The organism is Faecalibacterium longum (assembly GCF_040094125.1).
In the GTDB taxonomy this organism is placed as follows: domain Bacteria; phylum Bacillota; class Clostridia; order Oscillospirales; family Ruminococcaceae; genus Faecalibacterium; species Faecalibacterium longum.
In genome coordinates this window covers 85,135-101,128 of the sequence record NZ_JBBNIH010000138.1, presented here as the reverse complement: position 1 = coordinate 101,128, position 15,994 = coordinate 85,135, and the positions used below count along the sequence as shown (strand labels likewise).

The following is a 15,994-nucleotide window of genomic DNA, read 5'->3' as shown; positions in this document are numbered from 1 at the left end:
TTGCGATAGTATACCACAAAACTTCGGGTTGCGTAAATATAAAAAGCGGAGCTGCACTTTCCGATGTCATGGAAAACACAGCTCCGTCGTATGTTCAAAAAATCAAATCGAAATCGTATTGCACACATCCACGAGGACCGGGTCGATGCTCTTGGTCATCTCGAGGGCCTCATCTACGGGGTAATCCACCAGCTCCTCACCCTTCATGCCGACGATGCGGTTATACTTGCCCTGCTCGAGCAGGCAGACAGCGTGATAACCCATAGCAGAAGCGTTCACACGGTCACGCAGCGTGGGAGAGCCGCCGCGCTGGACGTGGCCCAGAATGGTGGCACGGGTGTCGATGCCGGTGCGGGCCTGGATCTCGTTGGCGATCTCCTGAGAGTGGCCGATGCCCTCTGCGACGATGACGATGAAGTGACGCTTGCCGGTGCGCTGGGTCTCGACGATCTTATCGAGGATGTCGCGCTGCATATCGAACTCCTTCTCGGGCAGCAGCACGGCCATAGCGCCGGAGGCGATGGCGACGTTCAGGGCAATGTAACCAGCGTTGCGGCCCATGACCTCGACGACGCTGCAGCGGTCATGGCTCTGGGTGGTGTCGCGCAGCTTGTCGATCATCTCCAGAGCGGTGTTCATAGCGGTATCGTAACCGATGGTGTAGTCGGTGCAGGCAATATCGTTGTCGATGGTGCCGGGCAGGCCGATCATCGGGATGCCGCGGTGTGCCAGCTCACGGGCGCCGCGGTAAGAACCGTCGCCGCCAATGACCACCAGCGCGTCGATGCCCAGCTCACGGCACTTGGCTGCGCCTTTATCCTGGCCCTCTTTGGTCTTGAACTCAAGGCAGCGTGCGGTGTAAAGGATGGTGCCGCCGGCAGAGATGATGTTCGAGACACTGCGCAGGTTCATTTCGAAGCACTCACCGTTCAGCAGACCGTTATAGCCGCGCTGGATGCCGATCATGCGGAAGCCCTTGTGCAGGCCGGTACGGACCACGGCACGGACAGCTGCGTTCATGCCAGGGGCGTCGCCGCCGCTGGTGAGAACACCGATCGTCTTGATTTGCTTTTCCATAGAGAGATTCCCTCCAATTTGTTTCTTCACATACCACTCGGGGCGCGCGCATCCCCTTCTTCCACAGATGCGGCCCGACTCGATGCAACATATTTGCTATGGCTTGCCTTAGACAAGTATATCACAAAGTTAATCATTTGAAAACAGCGCGGGCATAATGATTGATGCACAGAAATGTCATTTTGTTGCAACATTGCGTTCACCAAGCAGACGCTTCAGCTCCTGGAACAGTAGTGGATGGCCCGAAGCATAGAGTCTCCGGGGCGCGGCGAGCTTCTGCTTGACATCCTCGAGATAGAAAATGACGGGCATATCGCCGTCGAATATCTCAAGGAGATTGATGACCTTTGCATACTCGGGGCAGCTGCGGGACGGCAGGCGGACATAGAGCCGCTGGGCGGCATCCCGCATGAGGTTGGGGCGGTTGGCCTGCGGGCGTTTGGGGTCATAGCCCTCGATGGGCGAGATGTTCTCAGCCATCAGCTTGGAAGGCTCATCTTCACGCACGGAGAGGCGTCCCTCGATGACCACGACGGCATTCTCCTTGAGCGCATCGCGGAAAGTATCCAGTACCCGTGGGAAGACGATGACCTCCATCGTACCGGTCAGGTCCTCCACGCTGGTGAAGGCCATCATCGTGTTGGATTTGGTGGTCATCATCCGGTTTTTGACGATGGTACACACGATACGGACATGATTGCCGTCCAGCTTGTGAGCGTCCTCGCCGGTGAGCTCCTTGATGCTGTTGGACGCAAAGCGTGCCGACTGTTCCCGATAGGCGTCCAGCGGGTGGCCGGACAGATAGAGGCCGCTGACCTCTTTCTCCTGCTGGAGCAGTTCGGTGTGGCTGTACTCCGGGAAGGGCTTTATCTCGTAGCTGTCGGTGTCAGCAGTCTGAGATTCTCCGCTCATCACCGAGAACAGGTCCAGCTGTCCCTCAAGATTGCGGCGGGAGTCGCTCTCCACGCTCTTGATGATGCCGTCTACGGCTTCCACAAGGCTGTGGCGGTTGACGCCCATACTGTCGAAGGCACCCGCCTTGATAAGACATTCCACAGCCCGGCGGTTCAGCTCAGTGCCGTGCATCCGCTTACAGAAATCATAGAGGCTCGAATAAGGCTTCTCTTTTCTCTCTTCCACGACTCGCTCGATGAGGTTGCGGCCCACATTCTTGACCGCATTCAGGCCGAAACGAATCTTGCCGTTGTCCGCCGTGAAGCCGCCGTTCGAGATATTGACGTCCGGCGGAAGCACCTTGATGCCCAGGCGGGCGCATTCGCCCGAATACTCGATGACTTTGTCGGTATTGTCAAGCACACTGGTGAGCAATGCGGCCATAAACTCGCTGGGGTAATGACACTTGAGATAAGCCGTCTGGAATGCGACGTAAGCGTAGCAGGCCGCATGGCTTTTATTGAAGGCGTAGGACGCAAAACTTGACATTTCATCGTAAATTTCGTTGGCAACTTTCTCGGAGATGCCATTGGCGACACAGCCCGGGCATTCGTGACCCGGCTCGGTGCAGCCGTGGACAAAATGCTCGCGTTCTGCCTCCATCACCGCGTGCTTCTTTTTACTCATGGCACGGCGGACGTTATCTGCCTGTCCGAACGAGAAACCGGCCAGCTCACGGAATATCTGCATGACCTGTTCCTGGTAGACGATGCAGCCGTTGGTGACGTCAAGGATGTGGGCCAGCTGAGGGGTCTTATAGCTGATTTTATCCGGCTCGTGGCGGTTGCGCAGGTAGGTCGGGATGGAGTCCATCGGGCCGGGGCGGTAAAGACTGATAAGAGCGATGACATCTTCAAGGTTCTGCGGCTGCAGACCCACGAGAACCTGTTTCATACCCGAGGATTCGAGCTGGAACACGCCCTCCGTTTCACCCTGACCCAGCATCTTATAAGTCGCTGCATCGTCATAATCCAGCTTTCGGATGGAGAAGGACGGGTCTTTTTTCTGGATGGCCGCCTCCGCGTCCCGGATGACCGTCAGGGTACGCAGGCCGAGGAAGTCCATTTTCAGCAGGCCCAGCTCTTCGATCTCGGTCATATTGAACTGGGTGACAGGCAGGCCGTCGTTGGTGGCCAGGGGCAAATAATAGTCTGTCGGTTCCGGGGTAATGACGACGCCGGCCGCATGGGTGGAGGCGTGGCGGGGCATACCTTCAACTTTCAGCGCAGTGTCGATAAGTTCTGTGACCTGCGGGTCGCTGTCGTACATCCGCTTGAGCTCCGGTGAGACCTCCAAGGCGCGTTTCAGCGTCATTTTCAGCTCCATCGGCACCTGCTTTGCCACCACATCCACGCTCTGGTAGGGCATACCCATCACACGGCCCACATCGCGGATGGCGTTGCGGGCGGCCATGGTGCCAAAAGTGACGATCTGGGCCACATGGTCTGCGCCGTACTTCCGGTTGACGTAGTCGATGACCTCCTGACGGCGCTCATAGCAGAAATCGACGTCAAAATCGGGCATACTGACGCGCTCGGGGTTCAGGAATCGCTCGAAGATGAGGTTGTAGCGGATGGGGTCGATGTCGGTGATACCTACACAGTAAGCCGCGATGCTGCCCGCGCCCGAGCCACGGCCCGGGCCTACCGGAATGCCCTGACTCTTGGCGTAGTTGATATAATCCCAGACAATGAGGTAGTAGTTGGTATAGCCCATCGACTTGACCACGCCGATCTCATAGGTCAGGCGGTCCTTATTGGACTGTGGGACGTCCGAGCCGTAGCGGCGCTCGAGGCCGTCCCAGCAGAGTTTCTCGAAAAACTCCTGATTGTCCATCCCGTTCGGGGCTTTGTAATATGGAATTTTGGTGTGTCCAAAGTCGAAGTCAAAATTGCACTGGTCCGCAATTTTCTGGGTGTTGGCACAGGCTTCCGGCACCATTGCGAACAAATCATACATTTCATCCGTCGTTTTAACGTAAAATTCGTCGGTCTGGAACTCCATCCGGTCGGCATCCTGAATGGTCTTGCCTGTCTGGATGCAGAGCAGGATGCTCTGCATCTTGGCGTCATCCTTCCGCAGATAGTGGGAGTCGTTGGTGGCTGCCATCGGGATGCCGGTCTCCCGCGCCAGTTTGATGAGCTGGGGCAGGACGATAGTATCCTCTTCGAGGCCGTGGTCCTGCAGTTCGATGTAGTAATTGCCCTTGCCGAACAGCTCCTGATACCACAGGGCCGTGGACTTTGCCCTCTCGTAGTCTCCCGCCAGAATGGCTTGCGGGATCTCGCCTGCGAGGCAGGCAGACAGGCAGATAAGCCCCTCATGATACTGCTCAAGAAGCTGCTTATCTACACGAGGCTTGGAATAAAAGCCCTCCACGAAGGCAGCGGACACCATCTTGATGAGGTTCTTATAGCCTGTCTCATTCTTGCAGAGCAGGATAAGATGGTTGTTGCCGTCGATTTTGTTGACTTTATCGAAGCGGGTGCGGGTGGCCACATAGACCTCACAGCCGATGATAGGCTTGATGCCTGCCTTTTTTGCGGCCTTATAGAACTGGACACAGCCGTACATGACGCCGTGGTCTGTGATGGCGATGGCGCTCTGACCACACTCCTTGACGCGGTCCATAAGCTGGTCGATACGGCAGGCACCGTCCAGCAGGCTGTATTCGGTATGGATGTGGAGATGAACGAAGTCTCTCCCCTGACGGTTACCTTCGGTCACATCGCTCATGCTCCTTCCTCCTCTGTTTCAGTGTGTTCTTCGAGCCGCTGACGCAGGGCGTCGGCCAGCGCTTCCAGCTTTTTCATCCGGTGAGAAAGGCCCGATTTGCTCATGGGCGGGTCAAAGCTTCCGCAGAGCGCCGTCAGCGATAAATCAGGATATTCCAGCCGCCGGGCTGCTGCCTGCTGCAGCGCCTCGGGCAGCGTTTTCAGCGCCCCCTGCTCTTCCAGAAAGCGGATGGCTTTGAGTGTCTGGGCGTTGGCACGGGCCGTCTTGCCCAGGTTTGCGGTATCGCAGTTTGTGTGGCGGTTGATTTGGTTGCGCATCTGCTTGACAGCCTTCTGAGCGCTGAGCTGGGCCGATGCCTCCGCTGCTCCCATAAAGGAAAGGATGCGCTCCACGTTGTCGCAGCTCTTGACGTAAACAAGGTTCACGCCGTTGCGGCGGGTGCGGTGGGGTGCAAACTCGTGCTCCGCCAGCAGGGCTTCGAAGTCGCGCGCAAGGTTCGTGCGGCTGGTGAGAAACTCGATGTTATATTCCTTTTGCGGGTCAGTGACCGTGCCGCTGCACAAAAAAGCTGCCCCGATGTACGCGCTGACGCACGTCTGGCAGCGAATCAGTCTGGGGTCTATCTGCAGGCTCGTCTCGGTGCCGGTGGTGCCGAAAAGCTCGTGCATCCGCGCCACCTGCTCCGGTGCGCGGATGCTGAACTCATAGACCACCCCGCTGGGACGTTGCTTCTCGATGATGTCGCCCTGTACGCCGCAGCGCGCAAACAGCTGGGAAGCCACCTGCGTCGTCAGCTCCTGTTCCGTCTGCAGCACCAGCCCGCTGGCGTCGAAGTACTTGGCGAAGCAGGCAATTCCATAGGCAGCAGCGCGGACGCAGCAGTCCTTCTGCAGACTGCGCCGGGCGATCTCCTCCCTTGCCTGGGATGCAAAACTCATGATATGTTTATCCTTTCAACGGACAGAATCGCGGTGCTGGATGCCGGGCTTGTAGCCAAGCTTTTCGCAGTATTCCGCGATTTTCCGCGCAAATGTGATGGAGCGATGCTTGCCGCCGGTGCAGCCCACTGCGATGGTGAGCTGGCTTTTGCCTTCCTTGACGTAGAGCGGAAGAGCATATTCCAGAAACGATTCATAGCGCTTCAAAAGCTCCTGCGCCTCCGGGTGGCTCATGACAAAATCGACGACCTCTTCATCAAGACCTGTTTTATGCTTCAGTTCCGGGACATAAAAAGGGTTGGGCAGACAGCGGACATCCAAAACAAGATCCGCCTCCGGTGGGATGCCGAACTTGAAGCCGAAGGACATGACTGTCAGACGCATGGCGCTCTTCGCGCCGCCGTTCTGGTTGAACAGGTCGCAGATGCGCTCTTTGTTCTGCGAGGTGGAGAGCAGGCCGGTATTGATGGTATAATCTGCCCGGTCTTTGAGGGGCTGCAAGATCTCGCGCTCCCTGCGGAAGGCTTCCCGGGTGGAAAGACCGTCGGAAATGCTCATCGGATGGCGGCGGCGCGTCTCACTGTAGCGGCGCATCAGCACATCGTCCGGGGCATCAAGGAACAAGATCTCATATTCTATTCTCTGCGCGTCCAACTGAGAAAGAGCTTCTTCGATTTCTTCCGGCGTGCGGCAGCCGCGGATGTCCATACAGAGAGCCACCCGCTTGAGCTGGTTGTCACCCGCTTTCGAAAACGCCGTGATGCTGGGCAGCAGTGCCGCCGGGATGTTATCAATGCAGAAAAAGCCGATGTCTTCCAGTGCATTCATGGCGACAGATTTGCCTGCACCGGAAAGGCCGCTGACAATGAGAAGATTCATTTTGCACGCCTCTTTCTTTTATGCTTCCACCACACGAATTTCTTTTTCGAGGTCGTAGCCGGTCTTTTCTTTCACGATGGCACGCACCTCATCGCACAGAGCCAGCACATCTGCACAGGTCGCTCCACCCAGATTGACCACAAAGCCGCAGTGCTTGTCACTGACGGCTGCGCCGCCATGGCGGTAGCCCCGCAGACCGCACTGGTCGATGAGGGCTGCCGCAAATGCGCCCACCGGCCGCTTGAAGGTGCTGCCTGCGCTGGGCTTGTCGAGAGGCTGTTTGTCTTTGCGACGGGCCATCAGGTCGTCCATCCTGGCGCGGATGTCGGCGGCATTGCCTCTTGCAAGGTGGAACTTTGCCGAAAGGATGCAGCCGCCGTTTTCTTCGAAAATGCTGTGGCGGTATCTGAGGTCGAGCTGTTCTGCCGGTATCTCAACGGTCTCCCCTTCTTCGGTCAGATACCGCACGGAGACCAGCACGTCCTTCATCTCGCCGCCGTAAGCTCCGGCGTTCATGTAGACCGCCCCGCCCACCGTACCCGGGATGCCGTAGGCAAACTCAAGACCGGTGAGGCTGTTTTCCAGCGCCGTCATGCAGAGCGACGAGAGCATCTTGTCCGCACCGACAACGACAGCATCGTAAGTCAGGGCCGGATCTTTGCCCGGGAAACAGATGTTTTCAAGAATGCCGATCGCGCTCTTCATGGCCGATACATTGATGACAGCTCCCCGGTAGCCTGCATCCTCAAACAGGATGTTGCTACCGTTGCCCAGTAGATAATATTTGATATTCGCTTCCTTCGCCAGCTTGATGGCGGCGCAGAGCTGCGCCTCATTTTCCGGCAGGATAAAGACATCTGCCGGGCCGCCGATACGGAAAGTGCAGTGTGCGCTGAGCGGCTCATTTTCTTTGTATGCAATGCCCGCAGCGGACAAAGCCTGTTTCAATCGTTCCATTCGTTCTTCCTCTATCGGTAGAAAATCAGTCCATCGTGTCGTTCAGGCCCAGACGGATGAGCAGCTCCTTGGCGGCGTTATAACCCATCTTCTTCTGGCGGTTATTGATAGCCGCCGTTTCCAGCACGACTGCGAGGTTGCGTCCGGGCGAAACGGGGATGATGGTGCTGGGAATGTTGACGCCCAGAATGTCATAATACTCGCTTTCCAAGCCGGTGCGCTGATAGTTTTTGGTGGGGTCCCATGCTTCCAGTTGGACGACGAGGTCGAGGCTTTCACTCACCTTGACCGCGCCCACACCGAACACGCGGGCCACGTTGACGATGCCGATGCCGCGCAGCTCAATGAAGTGGCGGATGTTTTCCGGCGCAGTACCCATGATCTGACGGTTGGAGACCTTGCGCAGCTCCACGGCATCGTCGGCGACGAGGCGGTGACCGCGCTTGACCAGCTCGATGGCCAGCTCGCTCTTGCCGATGCCGCTGTCGCCGAGAATGAGGATGCCTTCACCGTAAACTTCCACCAGCACGCCGTGGCGGGTGATGCGGGGAGCCAGTTCAAGGTTCAGCATGCTGATGAGGCTGCCCATCATGGTGCAGGTCGTCTCGTTGGAGCGCAGCAGAGCTACCCCGTGCTGCTTTGCAAGCTCCTGCATCTCCGGGAAGGGTTCCAATTCCTCGCTGCGGCAGAGGATGACGGCCGGAGGCTGCTGGCGGAACAGCTGGTCAAGGCGCTCACGGCGCTTTTCCGCCGTAAGACCGGCCAGAAAGTTCATCTCCGCAAGGCCCATGATCTGTAAGCGCAGCTTATCGAAATAATCGTAGTAACCGGCCAGAAACAGACCGGGACGGTTGACCTCTGCGATCTCGACGCTGATCTTATCCAAATCGCAGGGCGTGTAGATAACCTCGAGGCTGACCTTCTCGACCAGCCGCTTGAGCGAAACGGCGAAATTCCCCATTCGTTTTTCCTCCTGCATCCTCTGTGCTCTGCCATACCAAAAGGCAGCACAGTTTATCCTTCCCTATATTATAATCGAGACGGACAGCAAAAACAACAATTCTTTCAGGAATCTTTTCTGGTTTTACGCCAGCGCTTGCATCCGGGGGCCAAAACCATATAATAGGAGGCAGGGATAGAGTTTACTTTACATGAGTTTTACATTTCGCCGGTTTCCGATTTTACATTCCGCTCGTATACTCATAATCAGGGATAGGACCGGTGAAATCCGGTGCAGGTCGTGTAAAAAATTAAGACATGATCCTGCACGGGTCCTCTACGGCCGCTGTCGATGTATAAACGCAAGCTTCAACAAGTGAGGAGTAAAACATGACTCTATTCAATGTCTTTTCTCTGCTGGGCGGTCTGGCTCTGTTCCTGTTCGGCATGGACATCATGGGCAAAGCCCTTGAGAAACAGGCCGGCGGCCATCTGCAGAAGATCCTGAGCAAACTGACGGATAACCCCTTCAAGGGCTTCTTCCTCGGTCTGTGCGTGACCGCTATCATCCAGAGTTCCAGTGCTACCACCGTCATGGTGGTCGGCTTCGTCAACAGCGGCATCATGGAGCTGCATCAGGCCATCGGCATCATTATGGGCAGCAACGTGGGTACCACTGTCACCAGCTGGCTGCTGAGCCTTTCCGGCCTGCAGGGCGACAGCATCTGGATCCAGATACTCAAGCCCACCTCTTTCAGCCCCATACTCGCCTTCATCGGCATCCTGCTCTATATGGGCAAGAATGAGAAGAAAAAGGGCATCGGCACTATCCTCATCGGCTTTGCCATCCTGATGACCGGCATGACTACCATGTCCAATGCCGTCGAGCCCCTGCAGGGTGAGGCATGGTTCACCAACCTCTTCGTCCGCTTCTCCAATCCCATCCTCGGCGTTCTGGTGGGCGCACTGGTCACCGGCGTCATCCAAAGTTCCAGCGCCAGCGTTGGCATCCTGCAGGCGCTGAGCGCTACCGGCGTCATCACTTACGGCAGCGCTATCCCCATCATCATGGGTCAGAATATCGGCACCTGTGTCACCGCGCTGATTTCTTCTGTGGGCGCAAATAAGAATGCCCGCCGTGCCGCCATGGTCCACCTCTACTTCAACATCATCGGTGTCACGGTCTTTCTGGCCGGTTTCTACGGTCTGAACGCCGTGGTCCACTTTGATTTTGTGAACGAGACCATCGCCGCCTGGGGCATTGCTGTGGTCCACTCCGCCTTCAACATCGCGGCCACCCTCATCCTTCTCCCCTTCGCAAATGGTCTGGAAAAGCTGGCCATCCTCACCATCCCTGACGACGCCGAAAAAGAGAGCTTTGCTCTGCTGGATGAGCGTCTACTGAACACCCCGGCTGTGGCCGTGGCCCGCGCCCACTCTGCTACTGCTGACATGGCCGAGCTGGCCCGTGTGGGCGTCATGCAGGCCATGAGCCTGACCCACACCTGGGATGATACGCTGGCCCAGAAAGTCCGGGATGAGGAGAGCAAAGTTGACCAGTACGAAGATGCTCTCGGCACCTATCTGGTCAAGCTGTCCAGCCGTGAGCTGAACCATGCGGACAGCCAGAGCGTGAATACTCTGCTCCACACCATCAGCGATTTCGAGCGCATCAGCGACCATTCCGTGAACCTTCTGGAATCCGCACAGGAGATGCACACCAAGGAGATCAACTTCTCCACCGACGCCCGCGAAGAACTGCAGGTGCTTGAGGACGCCGTGCAGGACGTGCTGAACCGCACCACTGACGCCTTCCGCAAGGATGACCTGCATCTGGCAAGCAAGATCGAACCTCTGGAGACCGTCGTGGACGAGCTGGTGCGTGCCATCAAGGCACGGCACGTCGCCCGCCTGCAGGCCGGCAGCTGTTCCATCGAGTATGGCTTCGTGCTGGAAGACCTGCTGACCAACTACGAGCGCGTCTGCGACCACTGCAGCAACGTGGCAGTTGCCCAGATCGAGGTGGCACAGGACAGCTTCGACACCCACGCCTACCTCAACGATCTGCGCAGCGGCCATGCCTCCACCAAGGAGAGCGAGCAGTTCCAGCGCCGTCTGAACCGCTACCGTGAGCGCTATCTCTTCCCCGACGAAAACGTCACCGAAACGGAGGACAAACAGGCATGATCTATATCGTAGAAGACGATTCAGCCATCCGTGAATTAGAACAGTATGCATTGCAGTCCAACGGCTACGAGGCCGTGGGCTTCGAGTCCTCAGAACCCTTCTGGCAGGCCGTCCACACTACGCCGCCGGAACTGGTCATCCTGGACGTGATGCTCCCCGGTGAGGACGGCTTCTCCATCCTGAAAAAGCTCCGCGCCGCCCCTTCCCTGCGGCGTCTGCCCATCATCATGATAACAGCCAAGTCCAGCGAGCTGGACACCGTGCGCGGCCTCGACTGCGGCGCAGACGACTACATCACCAAACCTTTCGGCATCATGGAGTTCCTGAGCCGGGTGCGGGCAGCTCTCCGCCGGGCAGAGCCCGAGGCTCGGCCCAATGTCTACAGCTTCCGGGAGATCCTGCTGGACAATGCCCGCCACAGCGTCACCGTCAGCGGCGCACCGGTGGAGCTGACCTACAAAGAATACAGCCTGCTCCGCCTGCTGCTGGAAAACACCAACCTTGTCGTCACCCGCGAGACTATTTTGCAGGTGGTGTGGGGTACTGACATCTCGGTGGAGAGCCGGACCGTGGATATGCACATCCGCACCCTGCGCAAAAAGCTGGGCGACGCCGGAAAGTACATCTGCACAGTACGGAAAGTGGGCTACAAGCTGACGGACAGCGAGGAGGAGCTCGAGCAATGAAACCACGCAGCATGGAAGAAAAAATAAGTTATCTGCTGTTTCTGATGGGATTTGCAGGGCTGGTGTGTACCGCTGCACTCTGCATCTTTGTGTTCCACAAGGCGTTCCGGGAGCAGGCCTGGACAGCCCTTGAGCGGGAAGCCGACCTTGTGGCTGCCGGCTGTGCGCAGGTGGACGCCCCCAGCCAGCTGGAAACTTATGTGGACGGCTCGCTGCGCATCACTCTCATCGCCTCGGACGGCAGTGTGCTTTTTGAGTCGGCCACCAACCAGCCGATGGAGAACCATCTGAGCCGCCCCGAGATACAGCAGGCCATGAAGAGCGGTGTGGGCCGCGACTGCCGCGACTCCCAGACGCTGGGCTATGAGACTTATTATTACGCCATGCTGCTGACGAACGGAGACATCCTCCGGGTGGCGCAGGACTCTGAGACTATCTGGTCGATTTATGACGCCGCTCTGCCTGCCATCGTGCTGAGCTGTTTCCTGATGATGGGCGCAGCCGCTGTCATTGCCGGACTGCTGACCAAGAGCCTTGTCCAGCCTGTGCTCAAGATGACCGATGACCTCGACCACATCCAGGAGAATGTCCCCTACAAGGAGCTTATCCCCTTTGCTGAGAACATCCACTCCGACCGGATGCTGCGGGAAAATAACGAGAAAATGCGGCAGGAGTTCACGGCCAATGTCAGTCACGAGCTAAAAACGCCTCTGACCAGCATCTCCGGTTATGCAGAGCTCATCGAGACCGGCATTGCAAAACCCGAGGATACGCCGGGTTTTGCCCGCAAGATCCATGTAGAGGCCAGCCGGATGATCCAGCTGGTCAACGATATTCTGCAGCTCTCCCACCTCGACAATGTGAGCGAGACGGGTGCTGCGCCTGCAATGGAAACGGTCGATCTGTTGGATGTGGCCCGCGAGTGCGTGGAGCGCCAGAAGGTCAACGCCCGGCACTCCTATATCTCCCTGACCTACCTCGGCGAAAGCGCCCCTGTGACAGGCAGCCGCGTCCTGCTGGATGAGCTGTGCCAGAACCTCTGCGACAACGCCATCCGCTACAACCGTCCCGGTGGAAAAGTCCAGATCATCACGGCCTGCACCCGGGACGGTCATTGCACCCTGACCGTGAAGGACAACGGCATCGGTATCCCGAAAGAGGCGCAGACCAGCGTGTTCGAGCGCTTCTACCGGGTGGACAAGAGCCGCAGCAAAGCCACTGGCGGCACCGGTCTGGGTCTGGCCATCGTCAAACACATCGCCCGCATCCACAACGCCCGCATCAAGCTGGACAGCGTTGTGGACGAGGGTACCACCATCACCGTGATCTTCGAAACGGCTTCTTAAAATTTCATGAGCTTCACGTCTGCCCGAATTTCAGGGCAGACGTTTTTTGTTGTAAGCGCAAAATGACCGTCACACAGCGCCTGATGCGCACCGAATCCGGAGATGTCCAGTCCCAGCGTCCAGCAGCGGCGGACGGTGTCCACACAGAGAGCTTCCAGTTCTGCTTCGGCGTCTGCGGGCAGGGCATTATTGCGTGAGAGCGCGTTCACCCGGAGAAGGAAGCGCTCCCCTTCCCGCTCCACGCCGCAGAAAGTCCGGCGCAGGCGAAGCGGCCCGGCTTCCAGCGCAAAGCGATGCTCCCCTGTATCCGTCCAGCTTTTGCCCTGCAATAAGAGCGCCATTTCCGTCTGGGACTCGGTCAGCTGGCCGGTCTGTTCAGGGGTAACAACGAGGGCTTCGAGCCTGCAATGTGTATCCTCGTCTTCCAGCTCCACGACAGGCAGGATGAAGCCGCTGCTCTGCTGATAGAGCCGGGGCGCGGCTTGGGCAGCGTTTTTGATGCATTGCAGGAGATTTTCAGGCAGGACTTCTGATCCATCGGCCCGCTCTTTCAGTGTCTCTACCGAAAAACTTCTCCCAAACACGCGGGACGCCAGCCGCCCGTAGGGTCGATGGAGAAACAGTTCTTCACAGGCGGCCAGCGTTCGCCGTACCGAATCCTGCCCGGCCAGAAGATACTCACAGAGCCGCCAGTCCGCCCGCTGGGGCAGGGCTTCCTCAGCGGCAGAAATGGCAGAAGGAAGCTCGGGGCCTCGGCCAATACAGAGACGGATAGCGGCTTTGGCCTCGGAGGAATCGGCGGAAGCTTCCGGGAACTGGTACAGCAGACCCACTGTCCAGCTGTCGCCGTTCGTCTCGACGAGAAGGGCGCGTATCATGCTTTTTTCGGTGTTATCCCAATGCAAAAAGAGGCAGAGCCAGACGACGAGGACGCCTGCGGCCATCAGCCGAAGCCAGCTCCGGCGGGTCATCGTGCAGCCTCCGCATTTACAGGCCCTTCGGCAAGGCGCTCACAGAGCAGCCGGACGGCACGGACGATAAAGCCGAAGCGGAAAATCGCCGCCGCCAGCCAGAGGAGCAGGAACGCGGCATCAAAGCGGGAGATGCCGCCGAAGCTCCACGCCCGCAGCAGCTCATAGCCCGGGTAAGCCTGCGGTGCGCCGAAAAGAAGGGCCAGCCCCAGCGCATAACCTGAGGAAATGACGGCAGCGATGATTGGAAGCCATACGATAGGCTTTTTACTGATTTTCGCATTATTTTTACTCATACAGAGAAGCGGAAAGGAGAAATATTCCGGGTAAAAAGTGGCATCCGGAAGAACAAACGAATGTGCCGTCTCACCTGTCACGAGCACCTGCCATTGCAGCTGTCCGGCCAGCCCCAGCACACAGAATACGATGCCCAGCACTACGAGCCACCCGAGGACGGAAGCCATCCGGTCGTACAGCTCACAGCCGAGGCTCCACCCTGCCCAGAGAAAGAACGGCAGCAGACCGATGAAGGCCATAGACGCAAACTGTTCCCAGCAGGCTTGTTGGAGCATTGCAGCCGTCCGGACAAGCTCGAAGAGATACCAGAGCAGAAAGACGGCACAGATGCACTTTCCTGCAAAGCCCGGGCGGTTCAGACGGGAGGCGTTGACCGAGGCAAGCGCTGCAAGGAGCACGAAGGCCGCTGCCGCCAGCACATTGCTCAGCAGGACGGCACGGACGGAGCCGGTCTGCCCTGCCCCGAAGATGGCGCGGCCCAGCTCTGCCGCCGCGACGCTGAGTGTCAGCGTCTGGGCCGAGAATGTCTGTTTTTGCTGCATTCAGGAACCCCTCCTTTGCCAGATGGTGAATGGGCGGCGGGACAGCGTTCGATAGTTGCGGCGGACGACGCCGTCACCCGAAAAGACTGCGCCCGAAAGATAGGGCACCCCCATCGCGGAGATGGACGTCAGTGCGGCCAACACGCCCAAAGCCGCACACACCAGTCCTACCGGACCGGCCAGACCGGCGGCCAGCGTAACGCCCAATCGCAGCAATGTGGCCGGTTCGTACAGCGAGGGCGTCACAAAGACCGAGATGGCCGTGATGCTGGCTACGAGGATGACCGGCGTGCTCAGCAGTCCGGCCCCGATGGCGGCGTCACCGATGATGAGCGCTGCCACAAGGCTCACCGAGTGGCCCAGCGTCTGGGGCATCCGAAGCCCGGCCTCCCGGATGATCTCCAACAAGATGATGACCAGCAGCATCTCGGCAAAGAGCGGCAGAGGCGTCGCCTTTTCTGCCGCCGCGATTTTGAATAATAACTGCGGTGGGATGAGCTCGGGCAGATAGACCGCCAGACAGACAAAAACTCCCGGCAGGAAGATGCTGAGATAAAATGAGCCATATTTCAGGACACGCAGGAACGACGAAAAAACTGCCGTGGTGGCGTAGTCGTCGAGGCAGTCGAAGTTCTCGCAGAAAAGGGACGGCAGCACCAGCGCCGAGGGGCTGCCGTTGACAAGGATGATGATTTTCCCCTCACAGAGCTTTGCGGCGGCGGAAGGCGGGCGCTCGGTATAGCTCACCGGGGCGAACAGCCGCCACCTGGCCGGGAAAAGCCACGGTACAAAGTAGCTGGAATCCAGCAGAACCTCCGGCTTTGCCTCCTGGAGCGTCCGGCGCACCCGCGCCACCGCCGTCTTGCTGGCCTTGTCTTTGCAGTAGCAGATGGCATATTCGGTCTTCATGGCACAGTCGGCCTGTGCGGTCTCCATTACAAGGGTGTCGGTACGGATGAGGCGGCGCAGTAAACTCAGGTTGACCCGCAGCAGGTCGGCAAAGCCCTCCCGGGAACCACGAAGGTTTCCTTCCCCGGAGGGCTCTTCCACCGAGCGCGATTTCAGCCCCTGAACCGAGAAGACAAGCCCCTTTTTGCACCCGTCCAGCAGAAGCACGGCCATTCCGGCGGTCATGCGGCGGATGAGGTCGTCCATGTCCTTGACCGGGCCGTCCTCGGCGGGCAGACCGGAATGGTTCATCAGCAAATCATACACCTGCGTGCCGGTGTGAGGCATCCGCTCCGGCTCGAGGCTGGGCGTATGCCGGGTAGCGGCGTCCAGTAAAAGCGACCAGAGTGACTCGAGGCTGGCCATATTGTCGAAAAGGACGATGGCCCCCGGGCAGTGATAAAGCTCAATGCGCTTGGCATAAAAATCCGCCGAAGCGCCAAACCTAGCGTTGAGCGCCGCCAGATTTTCTTCCAGCGACGAGGAAAGCTGCAGCATACGGTATCCCCCTTTGCCTGCCAGTATTCCCTCGCCGGC

Annotated in this window: 12 protein-coding genes; 3 read left to right on the top strand and 9 right to left on the bottom strand. The window is 58.3% G+C overall.

The window, feature by feature from the left end:
* Window positions 1-102: 102 nt before the first annotated feature.
* The 6 genes from pfkA to hprK form a co-directional block, all read right to left on the bottom strand.
* On the bottom strand, window positions 103-1,077 hold the full coding sequence (gene pfkA, locus AAAU26_RS08055) for a 6-phosphofructokinase (protein ID WP_015564104.1): 975 nt from the start codon (window positions 1,075-1,077) through the stop codon (window positions 103-105).
* Window positions 1,078-1,254: 177 nt separating this feature from the next.
* Window positions 1,255-4,767, bottom strand: a complete 3,513-nt coding sequence (locus AAAU26_RS08050) for a DNA polymerase III subunit alpha (protein ID WP_227618481.1) — start codon at window positions 4,765-4,767, stop codon at window positions 1,255-1,257.
* Window positions 4,764-5,705 (bottom strand): DNA-binding protein WhiA, encoded by a 942-nt coding sequence (gene whiA / locus AAAU26_RS08045; RefSeq protein ID WP_227618480.1) that lies wholly within the window; start codon window positions 5,703-5,705, stop codon window positions 4,764-4,766. Before whiA ends, AAAU26_RS08050 begins: the two co-directional genes overlap by 4 nt.
* A 15-nt stretch (window positions 5,706-5,720) precedes the next feature.
* Window positions 5,721-6,584, bottom strand: a complete 864-nt coding sequence (gene rapZ, locus AAAU26_RS08040; protein ID WP_158394482.1) for an RNase adapter RapZ — start codon at window positions 6,582-6,584, stop codon at window positions 5,721-5,723.
* An 18-nt stretch (window positions 6,585-6,602) separates the two neighbouring features.
* Entirely contained in the window at window positions 6,603-7,541 is a 939-nt protein-coding gene (murB, locus tag AAAU26_RS08035; RefSeq protein ID WP_227618479.1) for a UDP-N-acetylmuramate dehydrogenase, read from the bottom strand.
* 25 nt (window positions 7,542-7,566) lie between these two features.
* On the bottom strand, window positions 7,567-8,502 hold the full coding sequence (gene hprK, locus AAAU26_RS08030; RefSeq protein ID WP_158400665.1) for an HPr(Ser) kinase/phosphatase: 936 nt from the start codon (window positions 8,500-8,502) through the stop codon (window positions 7,567-7,569).
* 368 nt (window positions 8,503-8,870) lie between these two features.
* On the opposite strand from hprK, the gene AAAU26_RS08025 reads away from it, so the two are divergent.
* The 3 genes from AAAU26_RS08025 to AAAU26_RS08015 are packed head-to-tail and all read left to right on the top strand — an operon-like array spanning window position 8,871 to window position 12,699.
* Window positions 8,871-10,667: a Na/Pi cotransporter family protein gene (locus tag AAAU26_RS08025; protein WP_227618478.1), complete on the top strand. Its 1,797-nt coding sequence runs from the start codon at window positions 8,871-8,873 to the stop codon at window positions 10,665-10,667.
* A complete protein-coding gene (locus tag AAAU26_RS08020) occupies window positions 10,664-11,353 on the top strand; it encodes a response regulator transcription factor (protein WP_149793343.1) in 690 nt (229 codons plus the stop codon). The genes AAAU26_RS08025 and AAAU26_RS08020 overlap by 4 nt, the downstream gene beginning before the upstream one ends.
* Window positions 11,350-12,699 carry a sensor histidine kinase gene (locus AAAU26_RS08015; RefSeq protein WP_227618477.1) on the top strand — a complete coding sequence of 450 codons (1,350 nt, stop codon included), beginning with the start codon at window positions 11,350-11,352 and terminating at the stop codon, window positions 12,697-12,699. Before AAAU26_RS08020 ends, AAAU26_RS08015 begins: the two co-directional genes overlap by 4 nt.
* Here the strand turns inward: AAAU26_RS08015 and AAAU26_RS08010 are convergent.
* From AAAU26_RS08010 to AAAU26_RS08000, 3 genes are read right to left on the bottom strand one after another with little or no spacing between them, the layout of a single operon-like run.
* Window positions 12,696-13,670, bottom strand: coding sequence for a hypothetical protein (locus tag AAAU26_RS08010; protein WP_227618476.1), 975 nt, complete (start codon window positions 13,668-13,670; stop codon window positions 12,696-12,698). The two genes, AAAU26_RS08015 and AAAU26_RS08010, sit on opposite strands and share 4 nt — an antisense overlap.
* On the bottom strand, window positions 13,667-14,509 hold the full coding sequence (locus tag AAAU26_RS08005; RefSeq protein ID WP_227618475.1) for a hypothetical protein: 843 nt from the start codon (window positions 14,507-14,509) through the stop codon (window positions 13,667-13,669). Before AAAU26_RS08005 ends, AAAU26_RS08010 begins: the two co-directional genes overlap by 4 nt.
* Entirely contained in the window at window positions 14,510-15,955 is a 1,446-nt protein-coding gene (locus tag AAAU26_RS08000; protein ID WP_227618474.1) for a spore germination protein, read from the bottom strand.
* Window positions 15,956-15,994: the final 39 nt, after the last annotated feature.

What these genes read in the sequence shown, in the direction of transcription:
- rapZ (WP_158394482.1), bottom strand. Translation starts at nt 6,584, where the DNA reads ATGAATCTTCTCATTGTCAGCGGCCTTTCCGGTGCAGGCAAATCTGTC.
- whiA (WP_227618480.1), bottom strand. Translation starts at nt 5,705, where the DNA reads ATGAGTTTTGCATCCCAGGCAAGGGAGGAGATCGCCCGGCGCAGTCTG.
- AAAU26_RS08000 (WP_227618474.1), bottom strand. Translation starts at nt 15,955, where the DNA reads ATGCTGCAGCTTTCCTCGTCGCTGGAAGAAAATCTGGCGGCGCTCAAC.
- AAAU26_RS08050 (WP_227618481.1), bottom strand. Translation starts at nt 4,767, where the DNA reads ATGAGCGATGTGACCGAAGGTAACCGTCAGGGGAGAGACTTCGTTCAT.
- AAAU26_RS08015 (WP_227618477.1), top strand. Translation starts at nt 11,350, where the DNA reads ATGAAACCACGCAGCATGGAAGAAAAAATAAGTTATCTGCTGTTTCTG.
- AAAU26_RS08020 (WP_149793343.1), top strand. Translation starts at nt 10,664, where the DNA reads ATGATCTATATCGTAGAAGACGATTCAGCCATCCGTGAATTAGAACAG.
- murB (WP_227618479.1), bottom strand. Translation starts at nt 7,541, where the DNA reads ATGGAACGATTGAAACAGGCTTTGTCCGCTGCGGGCATTGCATACAAA.
- AAAU26_RS08010 (WP_227618476.1), bottom strand. Translation starts at nt 13,670, where the DNA reads ATGACCCGCCGGAGCTGGCTTCGGCTGATGGCCGCAGGCGTCCTCGTC.
- AAAU26_RS08025 (WP_227618478.1), top strand. Translation starts at nt 8,871, where the DNA reads ATGACTCTATTCAATGTCTTTTCTCTGCTGGGCGGTCTGGCTCTGTTC.
- pfkA (WP_015564104.1), bottom strand. Translation starts at nt 1,077, where the DNA reads ATGGAAAAGCAAATCAAGACGATCGGTGTTCTCACCAGCGGCGGCGAC.
- hprK (WP_158400665.1), bottom strand. Translation starts at nt 8,502, where the DNA reads ATGGGGAATTTCGCCGTTTCGCTCAAGCGGCTGGTCGAGAAGGTCAGC.
- AAAU26_RS08005 (WP_227618475.1), bottom strand. Translation starts at nt 14,509, where the DNA reads ATGCAGCAAAAACAGACATTCTCGGCCCAGACGCTGACACTCAGCGTC.